27 protein-coding genes are annotated in these 21,896 nt (G+C 63.0%); 3 read left to right on the forward strand and 24 right to left on the reverse strand.

The genetic code is table 11. From position 1 onward, the window contains the following. Positions 1-14: 14 nt before the first annotated feature. Genes QMA15_RS10630 through QMA15_RS10650 form a run of 5 tightly spaced genes read right to left on the reverse strand, consistent with a single transcriptional unit; the run spans position 15 to position 4,733 of the window. Positions 15-806, reverse strand: coding sequence for an SDR family oxidoreductase (locus QMA15_RS10630; RefSeq protein ID WP_279163261.1), 792 nt, complete (start codon positions 804-806; stop codon positions 15-17). Further along, positions 800-1,159 carry a nuclear transport factor 2 family protein gene (locus QMA15_RS10635; RefSeq protein ID WP_033235479.1) on the reverse strand — a complete coding sequence of 120 codons (360 nt, stop codon included), beginning with the start codon at positions 1,157-1,159 and terminating at the stop codon, positions 800-802. The genes QMA15_RS10630 and QMA15_RS10635 overlap by 7 nt, the downstream gene beginning before the upstream one ends. Before the next feature lie 24 nt (positions 1,160-1,183). Next, the gene (gene cysN, locus QMA15_RS10640) at positions 1,184-3,085 is read right to left on the reverse strand and encodes a sulfate adenylyltransferase subunit CysN (protein ID WP_045063835.1); all 1,902 of its coding nucleotides are present in this window, start codon (positions 3,083-3,085) and stop codon (positions 1,184-1,186) included. Then, complete coding sequence (gene cysD / locus QMA15_RS10645) at positions 3,085-3,990, reverse strand: sulfate adenylyltransferase subunit CysD (protein WP_045063838.1); 906 nt, start codon at positions 3,988-3,990, stop codon at positions 3,085-3,087. The genes cysN and cysD overlap by 1 nt, the downstream gene beginning before the upstream one ends. Beyond that, positions 3,987-4,733 (reverse strand): 3'(2'),5'-bisphosphate nucleotidase CysQ, encoded by a 747-nt coding sequence (locus QMA15_RS10650; RefSeq protein ID WP_279163260.1) that lies wholly within the window; start codon positions 4,731-4,733, stop codon positions 3,987-3,989. The genes cysD and QMA15_RS10650 overlap by 4 nt, the downstream gene beginning before the upstream one ends. A 254-nt stretch (positions 4,734-4,987) precedes the next feature. Between QMA15_RS10650 and QMA15_RS10655 the strand changes: the two genes are divergently transcribed. After that, positions 4,988-5,599, forward strand: coding sequence for a TetR/AcrR family transcriptional regulator (locus tag QMA15_RS10655; RefSeq protein ID WP_030535503.1), 612 nt, complete (start codon positions 4,988-4,990; stop codon positions 5,597-5,599). A gap of 12 nt (positions 5,600-5,611) precedes the next feature. Here QMA15_RS10655 and QMA15_RS10660 read toward each other — a convergent pair whose 3' ends face one another. From QMA15_RS10660 to QMA15_RS10715, 12 genes are all read right to left on the reverse strand, one after another. Beyond that, positions 5,612-5,893 carry a metal-sensitive transcriptional regulator gene (locus QMA15_RS10660; protein ID WP_003942012.1) on the reverse strand — a complete coding sequence of 94 codons (282 nt, stop codon included), beginning with the start codon at positions 5,891-5,893 and terminating at the stop codon, positions 5,612-5,614. Between the two features lie 31 nt (positions 5,894-5,924). Beyond that, complete coding sequence (locus QMA15_RS10665; protein ID WP_021333927.1) at positions 5,925-6,197, reverse strand: hypothetical protein; 273 nt, start codon at positions 6,195-6,197, stop codon at positions 5,925-5,927. Continuing rightward, positions 6,190-6,705, reverse strand: coding sequence for a hypothetical protein (locus tag QMA15_RS10670; protein ID WP_279163259.1), 516 nt, complete (start codon positions 6,703-6,705; stop codon positions 6,190-6,192). The genes QMA15_RS10665 and QMA15_RS10670 overlap by 8 nt, the downstream gene beginning before the upstream one ends. After that, positions 6,698-7,135, reverse strand: coding sequence for a hypothetical protein (locus tag QMA15_RS10675; protein ID WP_019744370.1), 438 nt, complete (start codon positions 7,133-7,135; stop codon positions 6,698-6,700). Before QMA15_RS10675 ends, QMA15_RS10670 begins: the two co-directional genes overlap by 8 nt. Positions 7,136-7,150: 15 nt before the next feature. Further along, positions 7,151-7,306, reverse strand: coding sequence for a hypothetical protein (locus tag QMA15_RS10680; protein WP_019744371.1), 156 nt, complete (start codon positions 7,304-7,306; stop codon positions 7,151-7,153). Positions 7,307-7,363: 57 nt separating this feature from the next. Next, entirely contained in the window at positions 7,364-8,026 is a 663-nt protein-coding gene (locus QMA15_RS10685; RefSeq protein ID WP_019744372.1) for a hypothetical protein, read from the reverse strand. A gap of 49 nt (positions 8,027-8,075) precedes the next feature. Next, positions 8,076-9,050: a porphobilinogen synthase gene (gene hemB / locus QMA15_RS10690; protein WP_030535505.1), complete on the reverse strand. Its 975-nt coding sequence runs from the start codon at positions 9,048-9,050 to the stop codon at positions 8,076-8,078. A 75-nt stretch (positions 9,051-9,125) separates the two neighbouring features. Then, entirely contained in the window at positions 9,126-10,688 is a 1,563-nt protein-coding gene (locus tag QMA15_RS10695) for a bifunctional uroporphyrinogen-III C-methyltransferase/uroporphyrinogen-III synthase (protein ID WP_003941969.1), read from the reverse strand. 60 nt (positions 10,689-10,748) lie between these two features. After that, a complete protein-coding gene (hemC, locus tag QMA15_RS10700) occupies positions 10,749-11,723 on the reverse strand; it encodes a hydroxymethylbilane synthase (protein WP_019744374.1) in 975 nt (324 codons plus the stop codon). Then, positions 11,720-13,081 (reverse strand): glutamyl-tRNA reductase, encoded by a 1,362-nt coding sequence (locus tag QMA15_RS10705; protein WP_279163258.1) that lies wholly within the window; start codon positions 13,079-13,081, stop codon positions 11,720-11,722. The genes hemC and QMA15_RS10705 overlap by 4 nt, the downstream gene beginning before the upstream one ends. Next, positions 13,078-13,941, reverse strand: a complete 864-nt coding sequence (locus QMA15_RS10710; RefSeq protein ID WP_069146221.1) for a redox-sensing transcriptional repressor Rex — start codon at positions 13,939-13,941, stop codon at positions 13,078-13,080. The genes QMA15_RS10705 and QMA15_RS10710 overlap by 4 nt, the downstream gene beginning before the upstream one ends. Before the next feature lie 140 nt (positions 13,942-14,081). Then, positions 14,082-14,342, reverse strand: coding sequence for a glutaredoxin family protein (locus QMA15_RS10715; RefSeq protein ID WP_003941953.1), 261 nt, complete (start codon positions 14,340-14,342; stop codon positions 14,082-14,084). 200 nt (positions 14,343-14,542) lie between these two features. On the opposite strand from QMA15_RS10715, the gene QMA15_RS10720 reads away from it, so the two are divergent. Then, a complete protein-coding gene (locus QMA15_RS10720; protein WP_020968932.1) occupies positions 14,543-15,538 on the forward strand; it encodes an HAD-IB family hydrolase in 996 nt (331 codons plus the stop codon). 39 nt (positions 15,539-15,577) lie between these two features. On the opposite strand, the gene QMA15_RS10725 is transcribed toward QMA15_RS10720, so the two are convergent. The 7 genes from QMA15_RS10725 to QMA15_RS10755 form a co-directional block, all read right to left on the reverse strand. Further along, entirely contained in the window at positions 15,578-16,615 is a 1,038-nt protein-coding gene (locus QMA15_RS10725) for a lysophospholipid acyltransferase family protein (RefSeq protein ID WP_279163257.1), read from the reverse strand. After that, positions 16,612-17,745, reverse strand: coding sequence for an NAD-dependent epimerase/dehydratase family protein (locus QMA15_RS10730; protein ID WP_020906773.1), 1,134 nt, complete (start codon positions 17,743-17,745; stop codon positions 16,612-16,614). Before QMA15_RS10730 ends, QMA15_RS10725 begins: the two co-directional genes overlap by 4 nt. A gap of 237 nt (positions 17,746-17,982) precedes the next feature. Next, positions 17,983-18,084, reverse strand: coding sequence for an AURKAIP1/COX24 domain-containing protein (locus QMA15_RS10735; protein ID WP_003402602.1), 102 nt, complete (start codon positions 18,082-18,084; stop codon positions 17,983-17,985). Positions 18,085-18,328: 244 nt separating this feature from the next. After that, positions 18,329-18,541: a helix-turn-helix domain-containing protein gene (locus QMA15_RS10740; protein WP_263284141.1), complete on the reverse strand. Its 213-nt coding sequence runs from the start codon at positions 18,539-18,541 to the stop codon at positions 18,329-18,331. A gap of 150 nt (positions 18,542-18,691) precedes the next feature. Then, positions 18,692-19,507, reverse strand: coding sequence for a pyrroline-5-carboxylate reductase (proC, locus tag QMA15_RS10745; protein ID WP_019744381.1), 816 nt, complete (start codon positions 19,505-19,507; stop codon positions 18,692-18,694). Between the two features lie 34 nt (positions 19,508-19,541). Next, entirely contained in the window at positions 19,542-20,387 is an 846-nt protein-coding gene (locus QMA15_RS10750; protein ID WP_020906772.1) for a thioesterase family protein, read from the reverse strand. Next, positions 20,384-21,022 carry a MerR family transcriptional regulator gene (locus QMA15_RS10755; RefSeq protein WP_020968930.1) on the reverse strand — a complete coding sequence of 213 codons (639 nt, stop codon included), beginning with the start codon at positions 21,020-21,022 and terminating at the stop codon, positions 20,384-20,386. Before QMA15_RS10755 ends, QMA15_RS10750 begins: the two co-directional genes overlap by 4 nt. Positions 21,023-21,172: 150 nt before the next feature. On the opposite strand from QMA15_RS10755, the gene QMA15_RS10760 reads away from it, so the two are divergent. Beyond that, entirely contained in the window at positions 21,173-21,796 is a 624-nt protein-coding gene (locus QMA15_RS10760; protein ID WP_019744384.1) for a TetR/AcrR family transcriptional regulator, read from the forward strand. The last annotated feature ends 100 nt before the right edge of the window (positions 21,797-21,896 follow it).

Raw genomic sequence — 21,896 nt, forward strand, 5'->3', positions numbered from 1 at the left:
CCTTGTGGGGTTGTTCAGTGGTGGGTGTGACCGCAGTTGACGTCGAGACATTGCCCGGCGATGGCTCTGGCCGAATCGGACAAGAGGAAGACGACGGCATTGGCGATGTCGTCAGGTTCGGGTAGCCGGCGCAGATCGGCGCCCGCTGCAACCTCGTCGTAAATGACCTTGGGGTCGACCCCAGCTGCCGCCGCCTTTTTCTCGAACATGTTCTTGACCGAGTCCGCCCAGATATAGCCGGGAGCAACCGAATTGACTCGAACGCCCTTGGGACCGAGATCGATCGACAAACTGCGTGCCATTGCCAGGAGCCCGGATTTCATGATGCGGTAGGCCCCGAACCCGGGAAGCTGATTACGCAGCACCATGGACGTCACCATCACGACGGAGCCCTCCGCCTCGGTCAATGCCGGCACAAACGCGCGTGTCACGTTCAACGCCGCAAGCAGGTTGATGTCGATACCCGACTGGATGGACGCCATGTCGGCGTCCAGGAGCGAGACCTGCGCCGGTTGGACAAAGGCGTTGTTCACGAGGCAGTCCACGCCGCCGAACTCTGCGAGCGCAGTCTCAGCCAACGAGGAGATCGAATCGACGTCGGTGAGATCGGTCGGAATGGCCAGTGCAATTCCGCCGCGATCACGGATCTCGGTTGCCACCGATTCCAAACGCTCGGACGTGCGGGCGGCCAGAACAACCTTCGCACCGGCCGCCGCACTCTGCACTGCGATCGAACGACCAAGCGCCGGGCCGACTCCCGAGACCACGACTACTTTGCCGGCCAGCAGGCCCTGAGCGCTCAACACAGTGCCTGCGGATCGAGAACCACACTCAACGAGACGATCTTGCAGTTGTCGTCGAACTCGAACAGGTCGGAGGCAGCGAAGTCGGCCATCCCGACGCGCTGCACCCGAAGCTGCATTGCTGCGTACTTTCCCGTCACCGAAATCGGACCGAGCAGGCTGACTGTGAAGTCGACCTGCGCGTTTGCCGTGTCGAATGCGCGAATCTCGTCGACCCCGCGATAGGTCTTGACACCCAACGGTTCGTGTTGAACGGCGTCGGCGGCAAACAGCGCAACCAGATTGTCAACATCGTGACTTCCGAGATACTTGACGTAATCTTCTACGACAGAAATGATTTCAGCCCTGTCAGGCATGAAGGCTCCTCATGTTCAGGCGGGTCAAGAAATGGTTCCGCGGGCGCGGAGATAGTCGACAATGACGCTCGCAGCATCCTCGGTCGTCGTGACACTGGTGTCGATGTGAATATCGGGACTCTGCGGCGCTTCGTACGGTGAGTCGATGCCGGTGAAGTTCACCAACTCCCCACGTCGAGCCTTCTTGTACAGCCCCTTGGGATCTCGCTCCTCTGCGACGGCAAGAGCGGTATCGATGAAGATCTCGACGAACTGGCTGTCCCCGATCAATTCACGGGCCGCATGACGCTCGGCCTCGAACGGCGAAATGAACGACGCGAGAACGATCAGGCCGGCGTCCGCCATCAGGCGGGTCACTTCGGTGACGCGGCGGATGTTCTCGACGCGGTCGGCTTCGGTGAACCCGAGGTCTCGATTCAAACCGTGACGGACATTGTCTCCGTCGAGGAGATAGGTGTGTGCGCCGAGAGCGTGCAGTTGGCGCTCGACGTCGTTCGCGATGGTCGACTTCCCCGAACCGGAGAGCCCGGTGAACCACAGAACGGCGGGTTTATGTCCCTTGAGCCTGGTGTGCGCGGCCTCGTCCACGTCGACGGATTGCCAGTGAATGTTGTCGGATCGGCGCAGCGAGTGCGTGATCATGCCGGCACCGACCGTGCCGTTGGTGAGGCGATCGATGAGGATGAAACTGCCGGTGTCACGGTTTCCCGTGTACGGGTCGAACGGGACCGCGCGATCGAAACTGATGTTGCACACACCGATTTCGTTGAGCTCGAGGGTTGTCGTTGCGGTCTTTTCGAGTGTGTTGACGTTGATCTTGTGTTTCGGTTTCGTGATGCGCGCAGTGACCGTGACGGTACCGATCTGGCACAGGAACGGCCGTTCGGGCAGCATGGGCGCCTCGCCCATCCACACGATGTGGGCCTCGAACTGGTCTGCGACGGCCGGCGGATTGTCGCCGATGGACAGCACGTCGCCGCGACTGATGTCGATCTCGTCGGTGAGTGTGATGGTGACCGAGCGGCCCGCACCGGCCACATCGAGATCGCCGCCCATAGTCACGATGCGCTCGACAGTTGACGTCTTTCCACTGGGGAGCACGCGGATCGGATCACCGGGAGAGACTGTCCCGGAGACGATCTGGCCCGAGAATCCCCGGAAGTCGAGGTCCGGCCGGTTGACCCACTGCACCGGCATCCGGAACGGAGCCGAGGCGGCGGCATCGTCGATGTCCACGGATTCGAGATGTTCGATCAGGCTGGGCCCGGAATACCACGGGGTATTCGCGCTGCGCTCGGTGAGATTGTCGCCCTTGTATGCCGACATCGGAATGGCGACAAACCCGTCGAGACCGATCTCGTGAGCGAAGCTCGTGTAGTCCGCAATGATGGCGTCGAAGACCTCCTGCGAGTAGTCGACGAGGTCGAGTTTGTTGACCGCGAGCACCACGTGCTTGATCCCGAGTAACGACACAAGATACGAGTGCCGACGCGTCTGCGTCAGGATGCCTTTGCGTGAGTCGACAAGGATCACCGCGAGATCGGCTGTCGATGCGCCGGTCACCATGTTTCGGGTGTACTGCTCGTGCCCGGGGGTATCGGCAACAACGAACTTGCGACGTTCTGTCGTGAAGTAGCGATAGGCGACGTCGATCGTGATGCCCTGCTCACGTTCGGCTGCGAGACCGTCGACGAGGAGCGCAAAATCGAGCCCTTCACCCTGGGTGCCGCTCTTGCGCGAATCCGCTTCGAGTGCCGTCAGCTGATCGTCGAAGACGAGTTTCGATTCGTAGAGCAGACGGCCGATCAAGGTGCTCTTGCCGTCGTCGACGCTGCCGCACGTGATGAATCGCAGCATGCTCTTGTTCGCGTGGCGCTCGAGGTATGCCTCGATGTCGTCGGCGATCAGATCCGAGGAAACAGTCATCAGAAGTACCCTTCTTGCTTCTTCTTTTCCATCGACGCACTCGAGTCGTGGTCGATGACCCGCCCCTGGCGTTCGGAGGTGGTGGTGAGCAACATTTCCGAGATGATCTCGGTCAAGCTGGTGGCGGTCGATTCGACGGCACCGGTCAGCGGGTAGCAGCCGAGGGTGCGGAACCGAACACTCTTGAGTTCCGGAGTTTCTCCCGGCAACAAGGGCATCCGGTCGTCGTCGACCATGATCAGTGCGCCGTCACGTTCGACGACGGGACGCTTGTCGGCAAAATACAGCGGAACGATCGGAATCTCTTCCTGGCGTATGTATTCCCACACATCGAGCTCGGTCCAGTTCGAGAGCGGGAAGACGCGCAGGCTTTCACCCGGCGCCTTGCGGACGTTGTACATCCGCCACAGCTCCGGTCGCTGCTGCTTCGGATCCCAGCGGTGCGCTGCCGATCGGATCGAGAAGATCCGTTCCTTGGCCCGAGATTTTTCTTCGTCACGGCGGGCGCCGCCGAATGCCGCGTCGAACTTGTAGTGATCGAGGGCTTGTTTGAGGCCTTCGGTTTTCCACATGTCGGTATGTACGGCCGAGCCGTGAGTGAACGGGTTGATCCCCTGCTTCACGCAGTCCGGATTGGTGTAGACGATCAGATCGAGATCGCCTGCAGCAGCGGTACTGTCACGAAGTTTGTACATTTCGCGGAACTTCCACGTGGTGTCGACGTGCAGCAGCGGAAACGGCAGCTTCGACGGGTAGAAGGCCTTGCGTGCCAGATGCAGCATCACGGCGGAGTCCTTGCCCACCGAGTACAGCATCACCGGGTTCTCGCTCTGCGAGGCGGCTTCACGCATGATGTGGATGCTCTCGGCTTCGAGCCGTTCGAGGTGCGTCAGTGTCGTGGTCATCGGCCCAGTTCCTCCAGTGCTTTCGGGGCGAGTTCAGGTCGGCAGATCAGCAGATCCGGCAGCCACGGGTTTTCCTGGTTGTAGCGAAGTTCGCTGCCGTCGATACGCGAAACATGCAGTCCCGCAGCGCGTGCGACGGCAACAGGGGCCGCCGAATCCCACTCGTACTGCCCACCCGCATGTGCATAGATATCTGCTTCTCCGGATACAACCGCCATCGCTTTGGCGCCGGCAGAGCCCATCTCGATCAGCTCCGCGCCCATCGAGTCAGCCATTCGCATGACCGGTTCCGGACGCCGCGTCCGCGACACGACGACGCGTACCGGCGTCGTAGCGCCGCGATCGGTTCGATCATCACTACTTGCATAGGTGACGCCGAGGGCAGGCATCGCGACCGCACCTGTTGTGAGGACACCGTTTTCGGTCAGTGCGACATGCACGGCCCAATCCGATCGGCCGGCTTCTCCGTATTCACGGGTGCCGTCGAGCGGGTCGACGATCCACACCCGATCCGCATTCAACCTCGCGAGGTCGTCAGCGCCTTCCTCCGACAGCACCGCATCCGCAGGGAAGCGTCGGGCAAGTTCGGCGACGATGAAGTCGTGACTGAGCCGATCGGCAGCGTCCTTGAAAGTCGCGGCATCGACGTCGTTCGCACCGAGGGATTTCCGGTGTTCGAGCAGAAGTTCTCCCGCCGCAGCGGCGATGTCGATCGCCGCGCGTTCATCGTTAGTGCGTGTCATAGGTACTCCACAACTGTGTAGACCTCCCGATCGATACGGGAAGAAAGGTCAGGCCGACCGCAGAGTGTCCAGCGCTTTGCACTGGCCTCGATGTGGTCTGCGCCATACCGTAACACCAGAATGAACAATGTTCATTCTATTTCGAACAATGTTCATTCTATGATCTACATCACTTTGGATTTTAGGTGGCGTTCAACAACGAACAGCGTTCGATGTAAATTGAGGATGCCGAGCCGCCCGACTACGGTGGTCAAATGAGCAGTGCCAGCAGCAAGTCGATCTACGGTGACGCCGAAGTGCGTCGGCGCCGAACACTCGACGCGGCGATCTCGCTTCTGGACGAGGGAGGCTACTCCGCGCTCACCATCCGCGCGGTCGCTAAACGAGCCGGCACCAGCACCGGACTGATCTACCAGTACTTCGTCGACAAGCAGGACATCTTCGCCGCACTCCTCAGCGAAAGTCAGCTGGAAATGGCGGACTTCGTGAACTCGCTCCCCCGCGAGCAGGGACTGAGCGCCTTACTCGAGTCCATGATTTCCGAGTTTGCTCGGCACTGGGCACGGGTGGGTCGACTCACCACCACTTGGCGCGACATCGAAGGCATGGCCGGGTCCGACCGAGAAAGCATGCGGGAACTTCACGCATCCGTAGCGGTCTACAACTCGGCATTGATTCGAGCGCTCACCGAATCTGCTGCAGCCGAAGGGAGCCGGTTGATCGACGACCCCGCGTTGATCCATCTCGTGCTCTCCGGACTCAAAGGCCTGTCGGACACCATCGTCATCAACATCGCCAAAGAAGTCACACCCGAGTACTTCGTGAGCTTCTCCGCCCGGGCGCTCGCGCGGTCCATCACGGAGTGACGGACCGACACCTTACGAACGAACGAGGCGAGCGATGGCCGCCTGAGCTTCCTTGATCTTGACGTCTGCTTCCGGACCACCCTGCTTGGCAGCTTCGACGACGCAGCCCGCAAGGTGGGCGTCGAGAAGCTTCAGGGATACGGACTGCAACGCGCTCGTCGCGGCGGACACCTGGGTGAGCACGTCGATGCAGTACCGGTCGTCTGCGACCATGCGCGAGATTCCGGCTACCTGACCTTCGATACGACGAAGGCGTTTGAGCAGATCGTCCTGCTCGGGGCTGTAACTACTCATACCGCAACTATACCCCCTACCCGTATGAGGGCTACTGCGATGCGACGAAGCCCACCCGGACGCGGCGCACGACATCGATGGCCATCAGCCCCGCAACCAGAATCGACAACCCGGCGCCCGAGATCCAGAGACCGTCGTAGTGCGTGCTCTCGAACGGCGGAGCGCCCTCCAATATCGGTCCGAAGTCGGACGTCGTCGTACCCGCTCGCCAGCACACGACCGCCAGAATCGTGGCGGCGACGATACCGAGTACACCGATCCACGTCTTCACGTCGACGAGCGGAGTTGGCTGCGCCTCAATCATCGGCAGACCCGTCCGGTTCCACACCGACCGTGACAACCTGGCTCAACGCCTCGCGAAGTGCCCGATCGTCTTTCGCCCACGCTCGCACCAATCCCCCGGTGGTCAGACGCAAGCCGATACCGTGCCGACGCCGGGGCACTCCGGACAGCTCACCCAGCGCGCGTGCCGTTTCCCACGGCTCCATTTCGTCTTCGTAGGCGTCGTCGTCGGACTCCGGGAACACCTCGGCGATCTCGGTGATCGGCACCTCTTCGGTTCCCTGACGCAACGTGGTCGCGGTCAGAAGCACGCTCGCATGCCGGCGCGCGGCAATCACCTGCACGTACACCAAGCCGGTGAGGATCACGGCGAACATCGCCAGACCGAACCAATGCACCACCGGGCCGGTGAACAGCTCGATGACCAAGGCGATCAGGCAGAAGATCGGCCCGAACGCGATGGCCCACCACCGAGATCCCGGTTCGTAGTACAGAACCTCCGGGCCGATTTCAGGAGCACGGTCAGCCACGGGCGAACCAACTTCGGGTGGTGTCGCGGTAGATCGCGACGCAGGCACAGATCAGCATGACGGGGACGACGAGCGCGAGCACGGTACTGATCCCGGCGACGACCAGCGCGATCTGCAGCACCGCGAACACCCCGGACACGATCACCAGGATCCGTCGGCAGAGAGGTTTTCCGGCGCGAGTGGGACCGGCGAGGCCGCCGATCGCAAGGCCGGTCAACAGCAGAACCAGCCCGGACACCCGCACGAAGGTGACGTAGATGTCGATGTTTCCGGCCGATACGCCTTGATCGGTGAATTGCTCACGCAGCGAATACGAGGCGCTGGTGACATTGATCAGGCCGAAGAGTATGAGTAGGAACGCGCTGGCGATCCACAGCCAGAATGCTGCCTCGACGGCCGTCGGGCGCCGGACCTTCGTAGAGATACTCACGGGTTCAAGTGTGCGCTATCCGCTGACGATGCCCGGAATCATGAGCACCAGGAGTGTCACCAGAACAGAGGCTCCAAGGATCGCGAACAAGATCACTTCGGTCCGTGAACCACGTTGGCGCAGTGGAGCGTCGTGGGTGCTTTCCGTGCGCAGGGCTTCCTGAGAACTCATTGTCTACGACCTCTCCCCTACTACTGCAGTGACCCGTTTCACAGTACCCCGAGCTACCTATCGGTTCCCCGCCGGGGGGAAACGAAGAAAGTACGGATTGGACTCTTTTCGGTGCATCATCACGATGGCCCCGACAGCAGCAACTGCCTGCAGGATTTCCGCTCCGCCGAACAGCAGAGTGGCCGCGCCGCCGTCGCCGCCGAGCCCGAAGATCACGGGGATCGCAGAGACCAACATGAAGACTCCACAGAACGTCAGCAACATTCGAGCCCAGTTCTTGCCACGACTCATCGAGCGCACGAACAAAAGGAACACCGCGGTGACGATCACCACCAGGACAGCGGAGAACACGATGACCAGTGGGAACATGCCCTCCACGTCGGAGCGTGTCAGACCGGCATCGACAGCCGCCTGGTTCCTGAGCATCTCGTCGACGAACATCGACTTCTGCCCGAGCAGCATCCAGATCATCGCGCCGCCCTGGACCAATCCCAGCGCCGTCACAGCCCACCACAACTGAATCGCAGTCACGACGTCCGTCGGCGGCTCGGGTTTCGGCTGGGGGCCCGGGTATCCGTTGTAACCGGGGCCGTATCCCGGGATCTGACCCGTCGGCATCGGTCCGAGTTCGCGGTACGGCTGATTCTCGAACGGCTGGTTCTCGTAGGGAGGTTCCCGGCGGGGCGGTTCCTGGCGCGACGGCGGCCACTGCTCGGTCATGACACCAGCGTATCGGTCGATACCGGTGCAGCCACCATGCGTGACTCCGTCACAGCCATCCGGCAACTTCCGACGCCCAGTACGTGAGGACCACATCGGCACCGGCGCGGCGAATGCTGGTGAGCGATTCGAGAATCGCCGCGTCCCGATCGATCCACCCGTTCTGCGCGGCGGCCGTGATCATCGAGTACTCACCCGAGATCTGGTACGCCGCGACCGGAACCGGAGACCGGTCGGCGGTCTCACGCAGAATGTCGAGGTAGGACATTGCAGGCTTGACCATCACCATGTCAGCGCCCTCGGCGATGTCGAGGTCTACCTCGCGCATCGACTCGCGGCGGTTGGCGCCGTCCTGCTGATACGTACGACGGTCGCCTTGCAGTGAGGATCCGACGGCTTCACGGAACGGCCCGTAGAACGCTGACGCATATTTCGCGGCATAGGCGAGCTGACCGACCTCGACATACCCGGATGCATCGAGCGCGCCGCGGATCGCAGCCACCTGACCGTCCATCATGCCGCTGGGGCCGAGCAGGTGCGCACCCGATTCAGCTTGCGCGAGAGCCATTTCGACGTATCGGATCAAGGTCGCGTCGTTGTCGACAGCGCCGCCGGCAGTCAACACGCCGCAGTGGCCGTGATCGGTGAACTCGTCGAGGCAGGTATCGGCCATGATGACCGTCGAATCGCCGAGTTCTTCTGCCAGAGCGCGCAATCCGACGTTGAGGATTCCGTCGGGATCGGAGGCACCGGAGCCCTGGGGGTCCTTGTCCTCCGCCTTGGGGACACCGAAGAGCATCAGACCACCGACGCCGGCTTCCACTGCTTCCACCGCGGCGGACCGCAGCGAATCGAGCGTGTGCTGGAAAACGCCTGGCATGGAACTGATCTCACGCGGCGCATCGATGCCGTCTGCAACGAACATCGGCAACACGAGGTGCCGGGGTTCGAGCGAGGTCTCTGCCACGAGTCGCCGGAGCGCTGGGGTGCGCCGGAGCCGGCGAGGGCGATGAGTGGGAAACACGAGAAGTAGCCCTCCTTCGTCGGAACCTGTGAGTGGTTGAGGAGTCCACAGACTCCTCAACCGCTCACGGGTGCGCTAGCGCCTGCGGGACTTCTTACGCGGGGGCGGCAAAGCACCTTCGGCGCGCAGCCGAGCAGCATGCTCGGCGAGAGCCTCCACCAGCGGTCCCACCTGCGAGGTCTCGGGCTGCACGTCGACGCGCAGACCGAACTCGATAGCGGTTTCGGCCGTCTTCGGGCCGATGCACGCGACCAACGTGCGGGCGTGCGGCTTGCCGGCGATGCCGACGAGGTTGCGCACGGTCGAGGACGAGGTGAAGCAGACGGCGTCGAATCCACCGGTCTTGATCATCTCGCGGGTCTCGGCCGGCGGCGGCGCTGCCCGGACGGTGCGGTAGGCGGTGACGTCGTCGATCTCCCAACCGCGTTCGCGCAGGCCCTCTGCGAGGGTTTCGGTCGCAATGTCCGCCCGCGGCAACAGAACCCGGTTGACCGGATCGAAAACGTCGTCGTACGGGGCGAATTCGGCCAACAGGCCTTCGCTGGACTGCTCACCGGTCGGGATCAGCTCGGGGTTGATGCCGAACGAGCGCACCTTGGCTGCGGTTGCTTCACCGATGCAGGCGATCTTCACGCCGGAGAAGGCGCGAGCGTCGAGGCCGAACTCTTCGAACTTCTCCCACACTGCGCGAACAGCATTGGTGGAAGTGAAGACGACCCACTGGTAACGACCGTCGACGAGGCCCTTGACCGAACGCTCCATCTGAGCCGGGCTGCGAGGCGGCTCGACGGCGATGGTCGGAACCTCGATCGGGATCGCTCCGTGAGTGACCAGACGGTCGCTCATCTCGCCGGCCTGATCCTTGGTGCGCGGCACGAGGACGGTCCAGCCGTACAGTGCGCGCGATTCCCACCACGACATCTTGTTGCGCTGCGCGACAACCTTGCCGACGGTGACGATGAGCGAACCCACCAGTTCCGATCCGGCTTCGTTGAGCGTCGCGAGAGTTGCCTCGACGGTTCGCTGCTGACGAGTGGTGCCGCGGACGGTGATGGCAGCAGGCGTCTGCGGAGCCAAGCCGTTCTCGACCAGCGCGCTGGCGGTCTCGGCGAGATGTCCCGACGTCGCGTGCAGGACAAGTGGTCCCGGTGCAGCGGCCAGAGCAGCCCAGTCGACTTCACCGCGAACGTCGGCCTCGGTGTGACCCGAGCCGAGAGCCATACCGGCGTAGCTCGGCACTGCCGAACCGGACGGAAGACCGGGGAGAACCTCGAACTGAACCTGCGTGCGGGCGACTGCGGTGACCTCTGCGATCACGGAATCCGTGGTCAGCGGATCACCGGAGACCAGACGCACGACGTCGTGGCCGTTCTTGGCCTCGTGCACCAATGTCTTTGCAACCTCGGCAGGCTCACCGAGTGCCGGACGCACGTCCGCGATCAGCTCGCCGGTCTCCTCGTCGCGGCCCATGTCGATGCCGACGAGCGCGACGACGCCCTTGTCGACGTCCGGATCGGTGAATGCCATTGCGGCGCCGGTGAGGACGTCACGTGCGCGAACGGTGAGCAGGGCGGGGTCGCCCGGTCCCGATCCCACGAACAGGATCCGTCCGGGAGTGTTCTTTCGGACTCGGGTCATCGGTGATTCTCCAGTGCGCTGTATCGAAATGGGAACTTGGTGCAAGTGCAAAGTGGGGCGTCAAACATCGGCTGCCTCGCCTGTAGTCACGTTCATCAACTCTCGGGCGCCGAGTTCGAGTAACTCGCGCGCTACCGCTCGGCCGAGTTCCTCGGCCTTGTCCGGCGCACCCACTGCGCCGGTACGGATGACGTCCGAACCGTCGATGGCGGCTGCGCAGCCGCGTACCGACAGTTCGTCGAAGATTCTGCCGTCGTCGTCGAGGGATTCGACGATCTCCGCGATCGCTCCGACCGGAGCGGTGCAGCCCGCTTCCAGCTCGGCGAGAAGTGCACGCTCGGCAGTGACTGCCGCCCTGGTACCGGCGTCATCGTGCTCAGCCAGGATCGCCGCCAATTCCGCATTGGCAGAAAGGCATTCGACGGCCAGAGCGCCCTGCGCCGGAGCGGGGAGCATCTGCACGGGCTCGATGTTCTCGGTGATGAGATCGAGCAGACCGATACGGGACAAGCCGGCGCGAGCGAGGATCACGGCGTCGAGTTCACCGGATTCGACCTTGCCGAGACGGCGTTGCAGGTTGCCCCGCAACGGCACGATGTCGAGGCCGAGCCCGAGTGCCTTGAGCTGCGAAACACGGCGGGGCGCCGAGGTTCCCACCTTGGAACCGGCCGGAAGCTCCCCGAGGACCAGACCGTCGCGGGCGACGAGCGCGTCACGCGGATCCTCACGAGGCGGAATCGCCGCGATGACGAATCGCGGATCCTGCGCGGTCGGTAAGTCCTTGTAGGAATGCACAGCAACGTCGACGCGGTTGTCCAGCAAAGCTTCTCGAAGCTCTGCGGTGAACACTCCGACGCCGATCTTCTGGACGGGATCGGTGGACTGGTCGCCCTTGGTCTTGATGATGACCAACTCGGCGGGATGTCCCGCTGCAATGAGGGCATCGCGCACGGTACCGGCCTGCGTGGTCGCGAGAAGACTTCCGCGAGTGCCGATCCGCAGCGGGCTCCCCGATCGAGGGGTGGTGACGCTCATGCCTGCAGGTCCCTTCCAGTGCGGTCGCCGTCCACCAGGTCGGTGGGTGTGGCCACGGCCGCGGGAGATCCGGGGCTGAGTTCGAAGAGTTCGCGCAGCGCTGCTGCGTAGGAGTCGCCGCCGGGGGCCGACGCCAGTTGCTTGACGCGCACGGTCGGGGCGTGGAGAAGCTTGTCCACGACGCGCCGCACGGTGCGTGCAACCTCGTCGCGCTGCGGATCGTCCAGGCCGGGCAGACGCGAATCGAGCCGCATCAGTTCGGCTTCGACGACGTCGGCGGCGCGCTGACGCAAAGCCGTCACGGTCGGAGTGACCTCGGCGAGGCGCTGTCCGGCAAGGTAGGTCGCAAGTTCGCCGGCGACGATGGTGCGTGCGGCATCTGCGTCGGAAGCGGCTGCGCCTGCCGCCGGATCACGCTGCAGCGTCTCCATGTCGAGAACGGTGACACCCGGCAGGCCGGCGACGGCGGGATCGATGTCGCGCGGCAGTCCGAGGTCGCAGATGACCAGGTGCTTGGTGTTGTCGCGATCGGGCTCGGCGAGTGCGCGGTGCACATCCGCCAGGGTGACCACTGCCCCGACCGCGCCGGTACAGGTGACCATGACATCTGCCTGCGCCATCGCGGCCGAAAGCTGGTCGAAGGCAACACCGTCGGCGTCGACGCCCTTGGAACGTGCCGTCTCGGCGAGGTGCTCGGCGCGTTCCTGTGTCCGGTTGACGACGACGATGCGTGCGATTCCGGCGCGGGTGAGATGCGCAACCGACAGACCGCCCATCGAGCCTGCACCGACAACCACGGCAGTGCGGCCGACCAGGCCGCCCTCACCGATGATGCCCGCTGCACGATCGAGAGCCACGGACACGACTGATGCTCCGGCGGAGTCGATTCCGGTTTCGGAATGCACTCGCTTGCCGACGCGCAGTGCCTGCTGAGCCAGTTCGTGGACGACGCGTCCGGCGGCCTGCTGCGCATCCGAAGATGCGTAGGCCGAACGGATCTGGCCGAGAATCTGCTGTTCGCCGATCACCATCGAATCGAGGCCACTGGCCACGGCGAAGAGATGTTCGACCGCTGCTTCGCTGTAGCGGACGTAGGCGTGAGCGTGCAGCGCTGTCAGGTCGAGACCCGAATGGTCGGCGAGGATTTCACCGACCTCGGTGAGTGCACCGTGGAACGCGTCCACCACCGCGTAGACCTCCACCCGGTTACAGGTGGAGACGATCATCGCTTCGGAGATGTGCGAAGACGCCAGAAGCTTGTCGATCAGCTTCGGACGATCGGTGTCGGTGACAGCTACTCGCTCGAGCACCGGGACGGGCGCGGTTCGATGCGAGACCCCGACAAGCAGAACACTCACGGCGCGATCACTGATCCGTTTCTTGTCGAACCTGCTCCGACCGGAGCGGGTGAACTGGTGGATGGGACTGACGAAGCGGATGCGGCGTGAGCCACTCGTACTCGCGGCGCGCTGGATGCCTGATCGGCATTGCGCGCACTGTTGAAGGAGAGAACCTGCATCTCGACGGCGAGATCGACGCGTCGCAGTTCCACGTGATCGGGAACGTCTAGGGCGATCGGCGAAAAACTCATGATGCAGCGCAGTCCGGCGCTGACGAACTGGTCGCACACGCCCTGAGCTGCCTCGTCCGGTGTGGAGATGACGCCGATGGTCGCATTCAGTTCACGGCAGGCGACGGTCAGTTCCTCGGTGCTGCGCACGACGAGATCCCCGACTCTGCTTCCGATTCGATCTGCGTCACTGTCGAAGAGTCCGACCATCTCGAAACCGCGGCGGCTGAATCCGCCGTAGCCGACCAGCGCCTTGCCGAGGTTTCCGACTCCGACGAGAACGACCTTGTGCCCACGATCGAGTCCGAGTGCACGCTCGATGCGGATGCGGAGCCTGTTGACGTCGTACCCGACGCCGCGGACACCGTTGGGTCCGAGGAACGACAGATCCTTACGCAACTTCGCCGATCCGACACCGGACGCCTGCGCAAGTTCCTCGCTCGAGACGATGGAGGTACCCCGGTCGGACATCACTCCGAGGACCCGCAGGTATGCGGCCAAGCGCGTCACCGTAGCCTGGGGGATGACGCGATCCTGAGCGATCGGGTCGGTGACAGAAGAGCCCGCAGCGCCGGTGACGCGCTGAGCCACAGGCTCATGCGTCTGGTGCGGTTCGGTCACGTCGCTGGCTCCTCGTCCGGTCGACACGACTGTCGACCTCCACGATGCTCCGGGGGAATGTTCACACCACGGTAACCGCTTGTGAACCCATGCACAAAGTTGCTCGAGACGGGTTCGATGTGCCGTTCACCTGCAAAGCGGCTCCGCGGACAACTTTGAGGGTTGCCTTACTTGCGTAAATCGTCACGAAGGCGCTCTTCGTCAACTTCCCAGTAACCGTGCTCGCGTCCGTCGAGCAGAATGACCGGCAATCTGTCTCCGTACTCCGCTCTCAGCTCTGGATCCGTCGCGGCAGCTTCGTCTACGTCGATGCACGTCAATTCCAGCTCGAACTCGGAACAGACCCGTCGTAGTACCTCCGCCGCGCCGACGCAGGACGCGCATCCTGCGCGTGTCAACAGGGTCACTTCATGCGTAGCTGCAGTCATCGACGCATACCTTTCTTCTACTGGGACGCCATCTACTTGATCGGTCGAGTGTGCCTCCGGAGCCCCACTCGGTACCAAATCGGCGGAGAGGAACGTCACACACCACAGGGAAGGTCACCATCCAACCCATCGGGCCTCATCGCGGAGGATAGGCTGACTCGAAGAGTTCTCTGCTCGAGAATGCAACACGGGAGGTGCGGGTGCCTGCGCGATCACTACCGAACGGCTCCGGATTCGGATCAGGGCTTGCCGGGGTCATTCTCCCCGGACGTCGCCATGTAAAGAATCCGCTGGGCCCGAGTGAGTCGGAAGTTCGAGCCAATCTCGCCGGCGAGGCGAGCGCTGATGCAGCTCTGGCATTGCACGAAGCTGCCAACCCCACAGAACCGGAAACCGGCGAAGAGCCCCCGGCCGTTCCGCGCGACCTCACGGCCGCCGCATTCTTCGACGTCGACAACACCATGGTGCAGGGTGCATCGATCATCCACTTCGCCCGTGGTCTCGCTGCACGCAAGTATCTCAAGACCTCGGATCTGGTGGATTTCGCGTGGAAGCAGATCAAATTCCGAGTCACCGGCCGAGAAAGTAGTGACGACGTCGCCGAAGGCCGCGAGAAAGCACTGTCCTTCGTGGCCGGTCGATCCACCGCCGAACTCGCCCGCCTCGGCGAGGAGATCTACGACGAGGTCATCGCCGACAAGATCTGGCCAGGCACGAGGGCGTTGGCCCAGATGCACCTCGACGCCGGACAACAGGTGTGGTTGGTGACGGCAACTCCGGTCGAACTGGCTCAGGTCATCGCCGAGAAACTGGGACTGACCGGCGCGTTGGGCACCGTCGCCGAAAGTGAGGACGGAGTCTTCACCGGCCGACTCGTCGGCGACATCCTGCACGGAATGGGCAAGGCTCACGCAGTGCGGACGTTGGCGGTGCGTGAAGGACTCAATCTCAAGCGCTGTTCCGCCTACTCCGACAGCCACAACGACGTACCGATGCTCTCGTTGGTGGGGACACCGGTGGCGATCAATCCCGACGCAGACCTTCGTGAACTCGCGAAGAACCGCGGTTGGGAAGTTCGTGATTTCCGCACCGGACGAAAGGCCGCCAAGATCGGCGTTCCCACAGCGCTGGTGCTCGGAGCGGTCGGCGGTGCGCTCGCGGCGATTCTCGCCAGGCGCAAAGAACAAAACGCCTGAGCGGGTTCGGTCCGGATCGAGAAGCGATCCGGACCGAACTCAGCCGAGAAAGATGTTGCGCCGCTTGGCCAACAACCGATAAAGCGTCTGCTGAATCGTTTCTCGGACGTGGTCCGTGACCTCGAACAGGACCATCGGATCGTCGGCTGCACCGCTCTCGAAGGTGTCGGTGACGATCGGCTTTCCGAACTCGATGTACCACTTCGACGGCAATGGAACCAGGCCGAGTGGCCCGAGGTGCGGAAACAAAGGTGTGACCGGGAAATACGGCAAACCGAGAACGCGTGCGAGTGTGGTGAGATCACCGATCTTCGGATAGATCTCCTCCGAGCCCACGATCGAGCACGGAATGATCGGAACACCGGTTCGCATTGCGGCCGACACGAAGCCACCGCGCCCGAACCGCTGCAACTTGTACCGCTCACTGAACGGTTTCCCGATGCCCTTGAATCCTTCCGGGAACACGGCCGCGACTTCACCGTCGTTGAGCAGACGCTCGGCGTCGGGGTTGCACGCCAACGTATGGCCGGCTTTGCGCGCCAGTCCGCCCACCACCGGCATTTCGAAAGCCATGTCCGCAGCCAACATTCGCAGTGGACGATGCGCCGGATGATGATCGTGCACGGCAACCGACGTCATCAGCCCGTCGAGTGGGATGACACCGGCGTGATTGGCAACCACCAACGCTCCCCCGGTGAGGGGAATGTTCTCGATCCCGCTGACCTCGACGCGGAACCATTTCTCGAACAACGGCCGCAGCACGGGCATGACGACGTTGTCCGCAAAATGCGGGTCGAATCCGAACTCGTCGACCTCGTAGTCGCCGGACACCCGACGTCGGAAAAATTCTGCTGCCGAGGCGATCTGGTCGACGATCGCCGACCTGGCCGCATCGACGAACGTGCTCTCACCACCATGGTCGGCCGCCGACGGCACTCCGGACGGATGCCGACGCTGACTTTGTTCACGGATGTCACGCTCCGCGCCGGTGACGGACTCACGCGAACGAGAAGCCTCCGACTTTCCGGTGTGAGTTGCGCTGGGCCGCAGGGGAATTACCTTCGCCACGTCAGTCACCCCTTCACCGCACTTCGTCCCGACAACGGCATGTGCATCACGTCTGCACTTGCGCTCGCCTCGGCGGTGTCACCGCCGAGGATGGTGGTCAACGCATTCTCTGCCCGATCGATCCACTCGGACTTGATGATCCGGCGCGTCTGCATCGCGCGCATGAAATCGTCGAGTGCCTGCATGGTGGTCCATCGCGGCTCGAACCCCAACTCGCTGCGCATGCGAGTGGTGTCGAGTCCGCAGCCGAACCGGAAGTACTCGAGTTGCTCGTCGGTGTAGAGCCTCATGGACGACCCCACCAACGCGCTCCCGACGCTGCGGAACAGAGCGAGCGGCATCGGAACTTCCACCCTGCCTGCCCGGCGGATCGCCTGCGACATCATGACCACTCCGTCGCCGGCGATGTTGTACGTACCCGAGGCGTGGCCGATGGTCGCCTTCTCCAACGCTGCGAGCGCATCCTCGACGTGGAGCAATTGCAGACGCGCGTTGCGCCCGACGATGGTCGGCACGAGCGGGGCGGTGACGTAGTGCCCGACAGTTGCAGTCAGCTGAGGTCCGATCAACGGCGCCAACCGCAGGATCCCGACCGAGATGTCGGGACGTCGACGCCCCATCCCGCGAAGATATCCCTCGATCTCGAGGCTGTCGCGGGCATATCCGCCCGGCGGCCGGCGGCGCGCACTCATTTCTTCGGTGAACTGAGCGGGATCCTTCGCACTGCACCCGTAGACGACCGAAGCCGAGCGCAGGACCACCTTGCGAACCGTCGGAGCTTTCTGGCAGACCGCGAACAGTTGCATGGCGCCGATGACGTTCATGTCCTTCATCGCGGCGCGACTGCCGGCTTTGGGGGCTTTCTGAAGCGTCGACGCGTGCACGACGGTGTCGACCTCGGCGTTTCGGATCACTTTGCCGATCAGCGGATTGCGGATGTCTGCTCGCACGAATTCCGCGCGGCCCATTCTGCGCATCATGTCCTTGCTCGGACTGACGGCGTCGACGGCGATGACACGCTCGATCGACGGATTCTGCGCAAGCCTGGTCACCAGGTAGCCGCCGAGGAATCTGCTCGCCCCGGTCACCAGTACGACGCGAGGCGCCGTGCCCCCTGAAGTGTTGTCACCTTCAACCACCAAGTACCCCCATATCCAGTAGAAACGCGCTCTGCCGAAGCGTTCCTCCCGCGATTTTCCCCCACTTTACGGGCAGAGGGGGTCCCGCGCTGACTACCCAAAATTCGGCCATTCAAGACAAACCGCCCAGACAATGAGACGGCCGACACATCTCTCCCCTGAGATACGTCGCCCCTCCCCTGAAATACATCGATGCCCGCCACCCCGGAAGGGGCGGCGGGCATCAACAGGTACTGCTTATTTACCGAGTTTCCTGCGCTGTACTCGGGTACGACGAAGCAGCTTGCGGTGCTTCTTCTTCGACATGCGCTTGCGACGCTTCTTGATCACTGAACCCATAGCGGGTGTCCCTCACGTTCTTCTCTAGCGTTCCTGCGCACGCCGGTCACGTACGCCTGCGCCAAGCAATTGGCGCCTGGCCCTCGTTTTAACTAGCTCAGCGCCTTACGACACCAGCTTGCTGGTACGACAGTGACTCATCGTACCGGTGTGGACTCACTCGGCATAAACCGAGCCTCCGGCACAGCAACCGCTGTGCCCGCGACTCGGCTCACGCCGAGGTCATCCTCTTCGAACCGGCTGGTCAGCCGGCATCGAAGTACGAGGTTTCGAGGTAATCGTGTACCGCCTTCGCGTGTACACGGAACGAACGGCCCACTCGTACAGCGGGCAATTCGCCACTGTGTACCAACCGGTACACAGTCATTTTCGACACCCTCATCAAAGTTGCTACCTCAGCAACAGTGAGGAATTGCGTGCCGGCCACTGCCGGCTTTCCGTCGTGGGACGAACCCATGGACGGCTTGTTTGCAGACACCATTAATCCACATACCTCCAGCACGACTCGCGCCGCCGGCTTCCCCTCCGGCGGAACAGACACGTACGTACTAAGTCGAGCTTAGCTGTACTGGTGGGGTTAAAGCGACGGGTGTGGCTAAACGGACGACTATTCCGCAGCTGAACCCATCGCGGCCGAGCGCGACTTGGCGGCATCCAAGGCATCGAAGAACGCCGTCCGCAGGCCGCCCGCTTCGAGCTGACGCAGTGCCGCAGCCGTCGTTCCACCCGGTGACGTCACCGCGGCGCGAAGATCCGTCGCACTGTCGCCGGTGCGATCGAGCATCGCTGCGGAACCGACCATCGTCTGCACCACCAATTCGGTAGCGACCGGGCGCGTCAGGCCGAGACCGACTCCCGCATCGATCATCGCTTCGGCAACCAAGAAGAAGTAGGCCGGGCCGGAACCGGAGACAGCAGTGACCGCGTCGATCTGCGATTCGGGAACCGTGACCACCTTGCCGACGCTGCCGAGGATGCCGCGTACGAGCTCGAGATGCTCGGCCTTGACGTGCCGTCCGGGCGAGAGGACGCTCACGCCCTCCCCGACCAACATGGGGGTGTTCGGCATGACGCGGATGACCGGGAACCCTGCGGGCAGACGCGTTTCGAAGAACCCGGTCGGGATACCCGCCGCAAGGGAAACGATCAATTGCTCGAGGTCGCCGTCCAGATCGACCTTCGTCAACGCGGTGAGCGCTGATTCGACGTCGCCGGGCTTGACCGCGATGACGATGACGTCGGCGCCCTCGGCGGCGTCGGCGATCGTGCTGACGCGGATGGAGTATTCGGCGATCAATTCGTCTGCGCGAGGTTGATACTGCTCGGCGACAACCAGATCCTTGATGGCGTGGCCGGCCTGCAACAGCCCGGAGATCAGCGCCTCGCCGATCTTGCCGCCACCGATAATCGCAATTCTTGTCATGGCGAACAGCCTGCCACGACCGCAGCGATCGACCCTAGCGGGGCATCATCGCCAATTGACGGCTCTGTACGACGACTGCGCCCGTCGAATCGAGAACAGCATGATCCTCTTCGAACCACGTGCTGCCCAGAACATCCGAGCTTGCCCGCACGCGAAGCCATCCCGGCGTCGGCAGTCGGCGCAGGTACGTCGTCAACTGCACGGTCGGCGCCCACCCGAACAGGCCGCGGTTCATCGTCACGGGCGCGCTGATGTCGCCCGCCATGATCGCGAACAGCACAGCGGTGTCGATGTCGTTCTCGTCCTCGGGTCGAGGACGAACCCACATCCTGACCTCGGCCTCGCCTTGGCTGCCGGTCAGGAAGTGCGCCGAGGTGGTGTCGATTCGCATGTCGCAGCCCTGCCCGACGTGCACGACCTGCGCCATCGGGTGATCGCCGATGACGGCCACCGCACTCTCCGGCGGTTCCGGTGACATGTCGTCGATCGACGAGGCAGTGACGAAGGTGGGGTCGCCGTCATCGGGGAATCCGAGCGTGACCGCCGCACGAACAGCGCTGCGTCCCGCCTGGCTCAACTCGACGTCGAACAACGCGACCTGGCGTCCCTGCTTTCGGACGATCACCTCCAATTCGACTTCACCGGGGTCGGGGGCGGACAGATAGTTGGCGCTCACCGCGAGTGGCTGCATCTTCAGAAGCGAGTCGTTCTCACCTGCGCCGTCTCGCAGACATTGACGCGCGGCAGCGGCGCACACAGCCATCATGGAGCCGCCGTGCACTTTCGGCCCGATGGTCCAGATCGGATCGATCGTTGCGGTGTATCGCCCGTCGCCGAGCGAGGTGAGGCGATTGAGATCTTGAAAGGGGCTGGTGCTCATCGATTTTCCTGTTCGGTGCTTTCTCGGTGTTGCGGGAAATGTCGTGCGGCCAAGTCCTGGTGCGCCAGGCGTCGCAATGCTGTCAGGACGGGTTCGTACATGGCGGTTCCGAGGACCGCATAGCGAATGCCGTCCTCGGTCGAACTGGTAGGCATCAGCTCGATTTCCACTTCGGCAATTCCTCGGATGTGGTCGCCGTAGGCGCGCAATCGCTCGTCCGAGAGGCTCAGTCCGGCATCCTCGAGACCGATCAGTGCACGCTCGAGGTGAGCAACCGCCACGTACCTCGGCTCGTAGACCTGACCGAGAAACTCCAGAACCTTGCGAGCTCTGGGGAACTGTTGATCCGGCACCGGATCGACGTAGGGCGGTAGTTGCGCGATCGCGCGACCGAAAGTCTCGAATTCGGATCGCTCGTCACTGTCCACCAATTCGAGCACCGCACGAATCCGTGGAATCGCGAGTCCCGCCCCGGCCAGCGCCCTGATCAACGCGAGTCGCCGGACGTGCTGTTCGCCGTACCTCGCTCCCGTCGCGCTGGTCGGTTCACCAGGCATCAGCAGACCTTCGCGGAGGTAGTACTTGATCGTGGCCAACGCAACGCCGGACTGTGCGGCCAATTCGGAAACCTTCACCGCTCCTCCGTCCAACTCGCTCGGGCCACCACTGGATAGTGATGCTATCCAATGGTGGCCGAGCATCGGTACGCAGGACACGCCTTGCGCTAGGGTTGAACCTTCTCTGCGCACACCACCAGAAATTTCCGAACGGAGCGAACAGGCGGAATGACGGATTTGCAGTCGGGGGCTCAACCCGACGAACAGTGGCGCATCGTCGAACCACTGACGCTGACTCCCCTGCTCACCGCCGCACTCGAGGTGTTCCACGAACTCGGTTACCACGGAGCGTCGGTTCGTGACATCGCAAAACGTGCCGGTGTCACCGTGCCGACGCTGTACTACCACCACGGCAACAAACAAGGAATCCTCGTCGCGCTGATGGAACCGGGCATCGAGAACGTCACCGCACGCGCGAGCGCTGCGGTCGACGCTGCCGGACCGTCGCCGACGGCACAGTTCGGCAATCTCGTCGAGGCGTGTGTTCTGCACATGACCAGTCGCTCCGACATCGCGTTCCTCGATTCCGAACTGCGGTACCTCGAGGACGCCGAACGAAAGAGCTACGCCGCCAAACGAAAGAAGCTCGAGAATCTACTCGTCGACGTTTTGACGGCAGGCGTCGACAGTGGTGAGTTCACGGTCCCGGACATCACCGGAACGGGCCGCGCACTGCTGGGCATGTGTCAGTCCGTCGTCCTCTGGTATCGACTCGACGGACCGCAGACTCCGCGCGAAGTCAGTGTTCTCTACCGCGAGATAGCTCTGAAAGCCGTCGGCGTCACTTCGTGAACGCTGGTCGAATTTCCAGGCATGTCCGATTAGCCCTTAACTGACGAACGTCACACCTGTCGGCTGACACCGAAACCGGGACGCGCCCACTGTCACGGGT

The organism is Rhodococcus sp. APC 3903, from assembly GCF_030407755.1.
Lineage (GTDB): Bacteria > Actinomycetota > Actinomycetes > Mycobacteriales > Mycobacteriaceae > Rhodococcus_F > Rhodococcus_F erythropolis.

Excerpts from the sequence above, each read along its gene's own strand:
- QMA15_RS10740 (WP_263284141.1), bottom strand. The coding sequence starts at position 18,541 with ATGGGTTCGTCCCACGACGGAAAGCCGGCAGTGGCCGGCACGCAATTC.
- cysN (WP_045063835.1), bottom strand. The coding sequence starts at position 3,085 with ATGACTGTTTCCTCGGATCTGATCGCCGACGACATCGAGGCATACCTC.
- QMA15_RS10695 (WP_003941969.1), bottom strand. The coding sequence starts at position 10,688 with ATGACCCGAGTCCGAAAGAACACTCCCGGACGGATCCTGTTCGTGGGA.
- QMA15_RS10665 (WP_021333927.1), bottom strand. The coding sequence starts at position 6,197 with ATGATTGAGGCGCAGCCAACTCCGCTCGTCGACGTGAAGACGTGGATC.
- QMA15_RS10655 (WP_030535503.1), top strand. The coding sequence starts at position 4,988 with ATGAGCAGTGCCAGCAGCAAGTCGATCTACGGTGACGCCGAAGTGCGT.
- QMA15_RS10650 (WP_279163260.1), bottom strand. The coding sequence starts at position 4,733 with ATGACACGCACTAACGATGAACGCGCGGCGATCGACATCGCCGCTGCG.
- QMA15_RS10680 (WP_019744371.1), bottom strand. The coding sequence starts at position 7,306 with ATGAGTTCTCAGGAAGCCCTGCGCACGGAAAGCACCCACGACGCTCCA.
- QMA15_RS10635 (WP_033235479.1), bottom strand. The coding sequence starts at position 1,159 with ATGCCTGACAGGGCTGAAATCATTTCTGTCGTAGAAGATTACGTCAAG.
- QMA15_RS10685 (WP_019744372.1), bottom strand. The coding sequence starts at position 8,026 with ATGACCGAGCAGTGGCCGCCGTCGCGCCAGGAACCGCCCCGCCGGGAA.
- hemC (WP_019744374.1), bottom strand. The coding sequence starts at position 11,723 with ATGAGCGTCACCACCCCTCGATCGGGGAGCCCGCTGCGGATCGGCACT.
- QMA15_RS10760 (WP_019744384.1), top strand. The coding sequence starts at position 21,173 with ATGACGGATTTGCAGTCGGGGGCTCAACCCGACGAACAGTGGCGCATC.
- QMA15_RS10660 (WP_003942012.1), bottom strand. The coding sequence starts at position 5,893 with ATGAGTAGTTACAGCCCCGAGCAGGACGATCTGCTCAAACGCCTTCGT.
- QMA15_RS10735 (WP_003402602.1), bottom strand. The coding sequence starts at position 18,084 with ATGGGTTCAGTGATCAAGAAGCGTCGCAAGCGCATGTCGAAGAAGAAG.
- cysD (WP_045063838.1), bottom strand. The coding sequence starts at position 3,990 with ATGACCACGACACTGACGCACCTCGAACGGCTCGAAGCCGAGAGCATC.
- proC (WP_019744381.1), bottom strand. The coding sequence starts at position 19,507 with ATGACAAGAATTGCGATTATCGGTGGCGGCAAGATCGGCGAGGCGCTG.
- QMA15_RS10715 (WP_003941953.1), bottom strand. The coding sequence starts at position 14,342 with ATGACTGCAGCTACGCATGAAGTGACCCTGTTGACACGCGCAGGATGC.
- QMA15_RS10750 (WP_020906772.1), bottom strand. The coding sequence starts at position 20,387 with ATGAGCACCAGCCCCTTTCAAGATCTCAATCGCCTCACCTCGCTCGGC.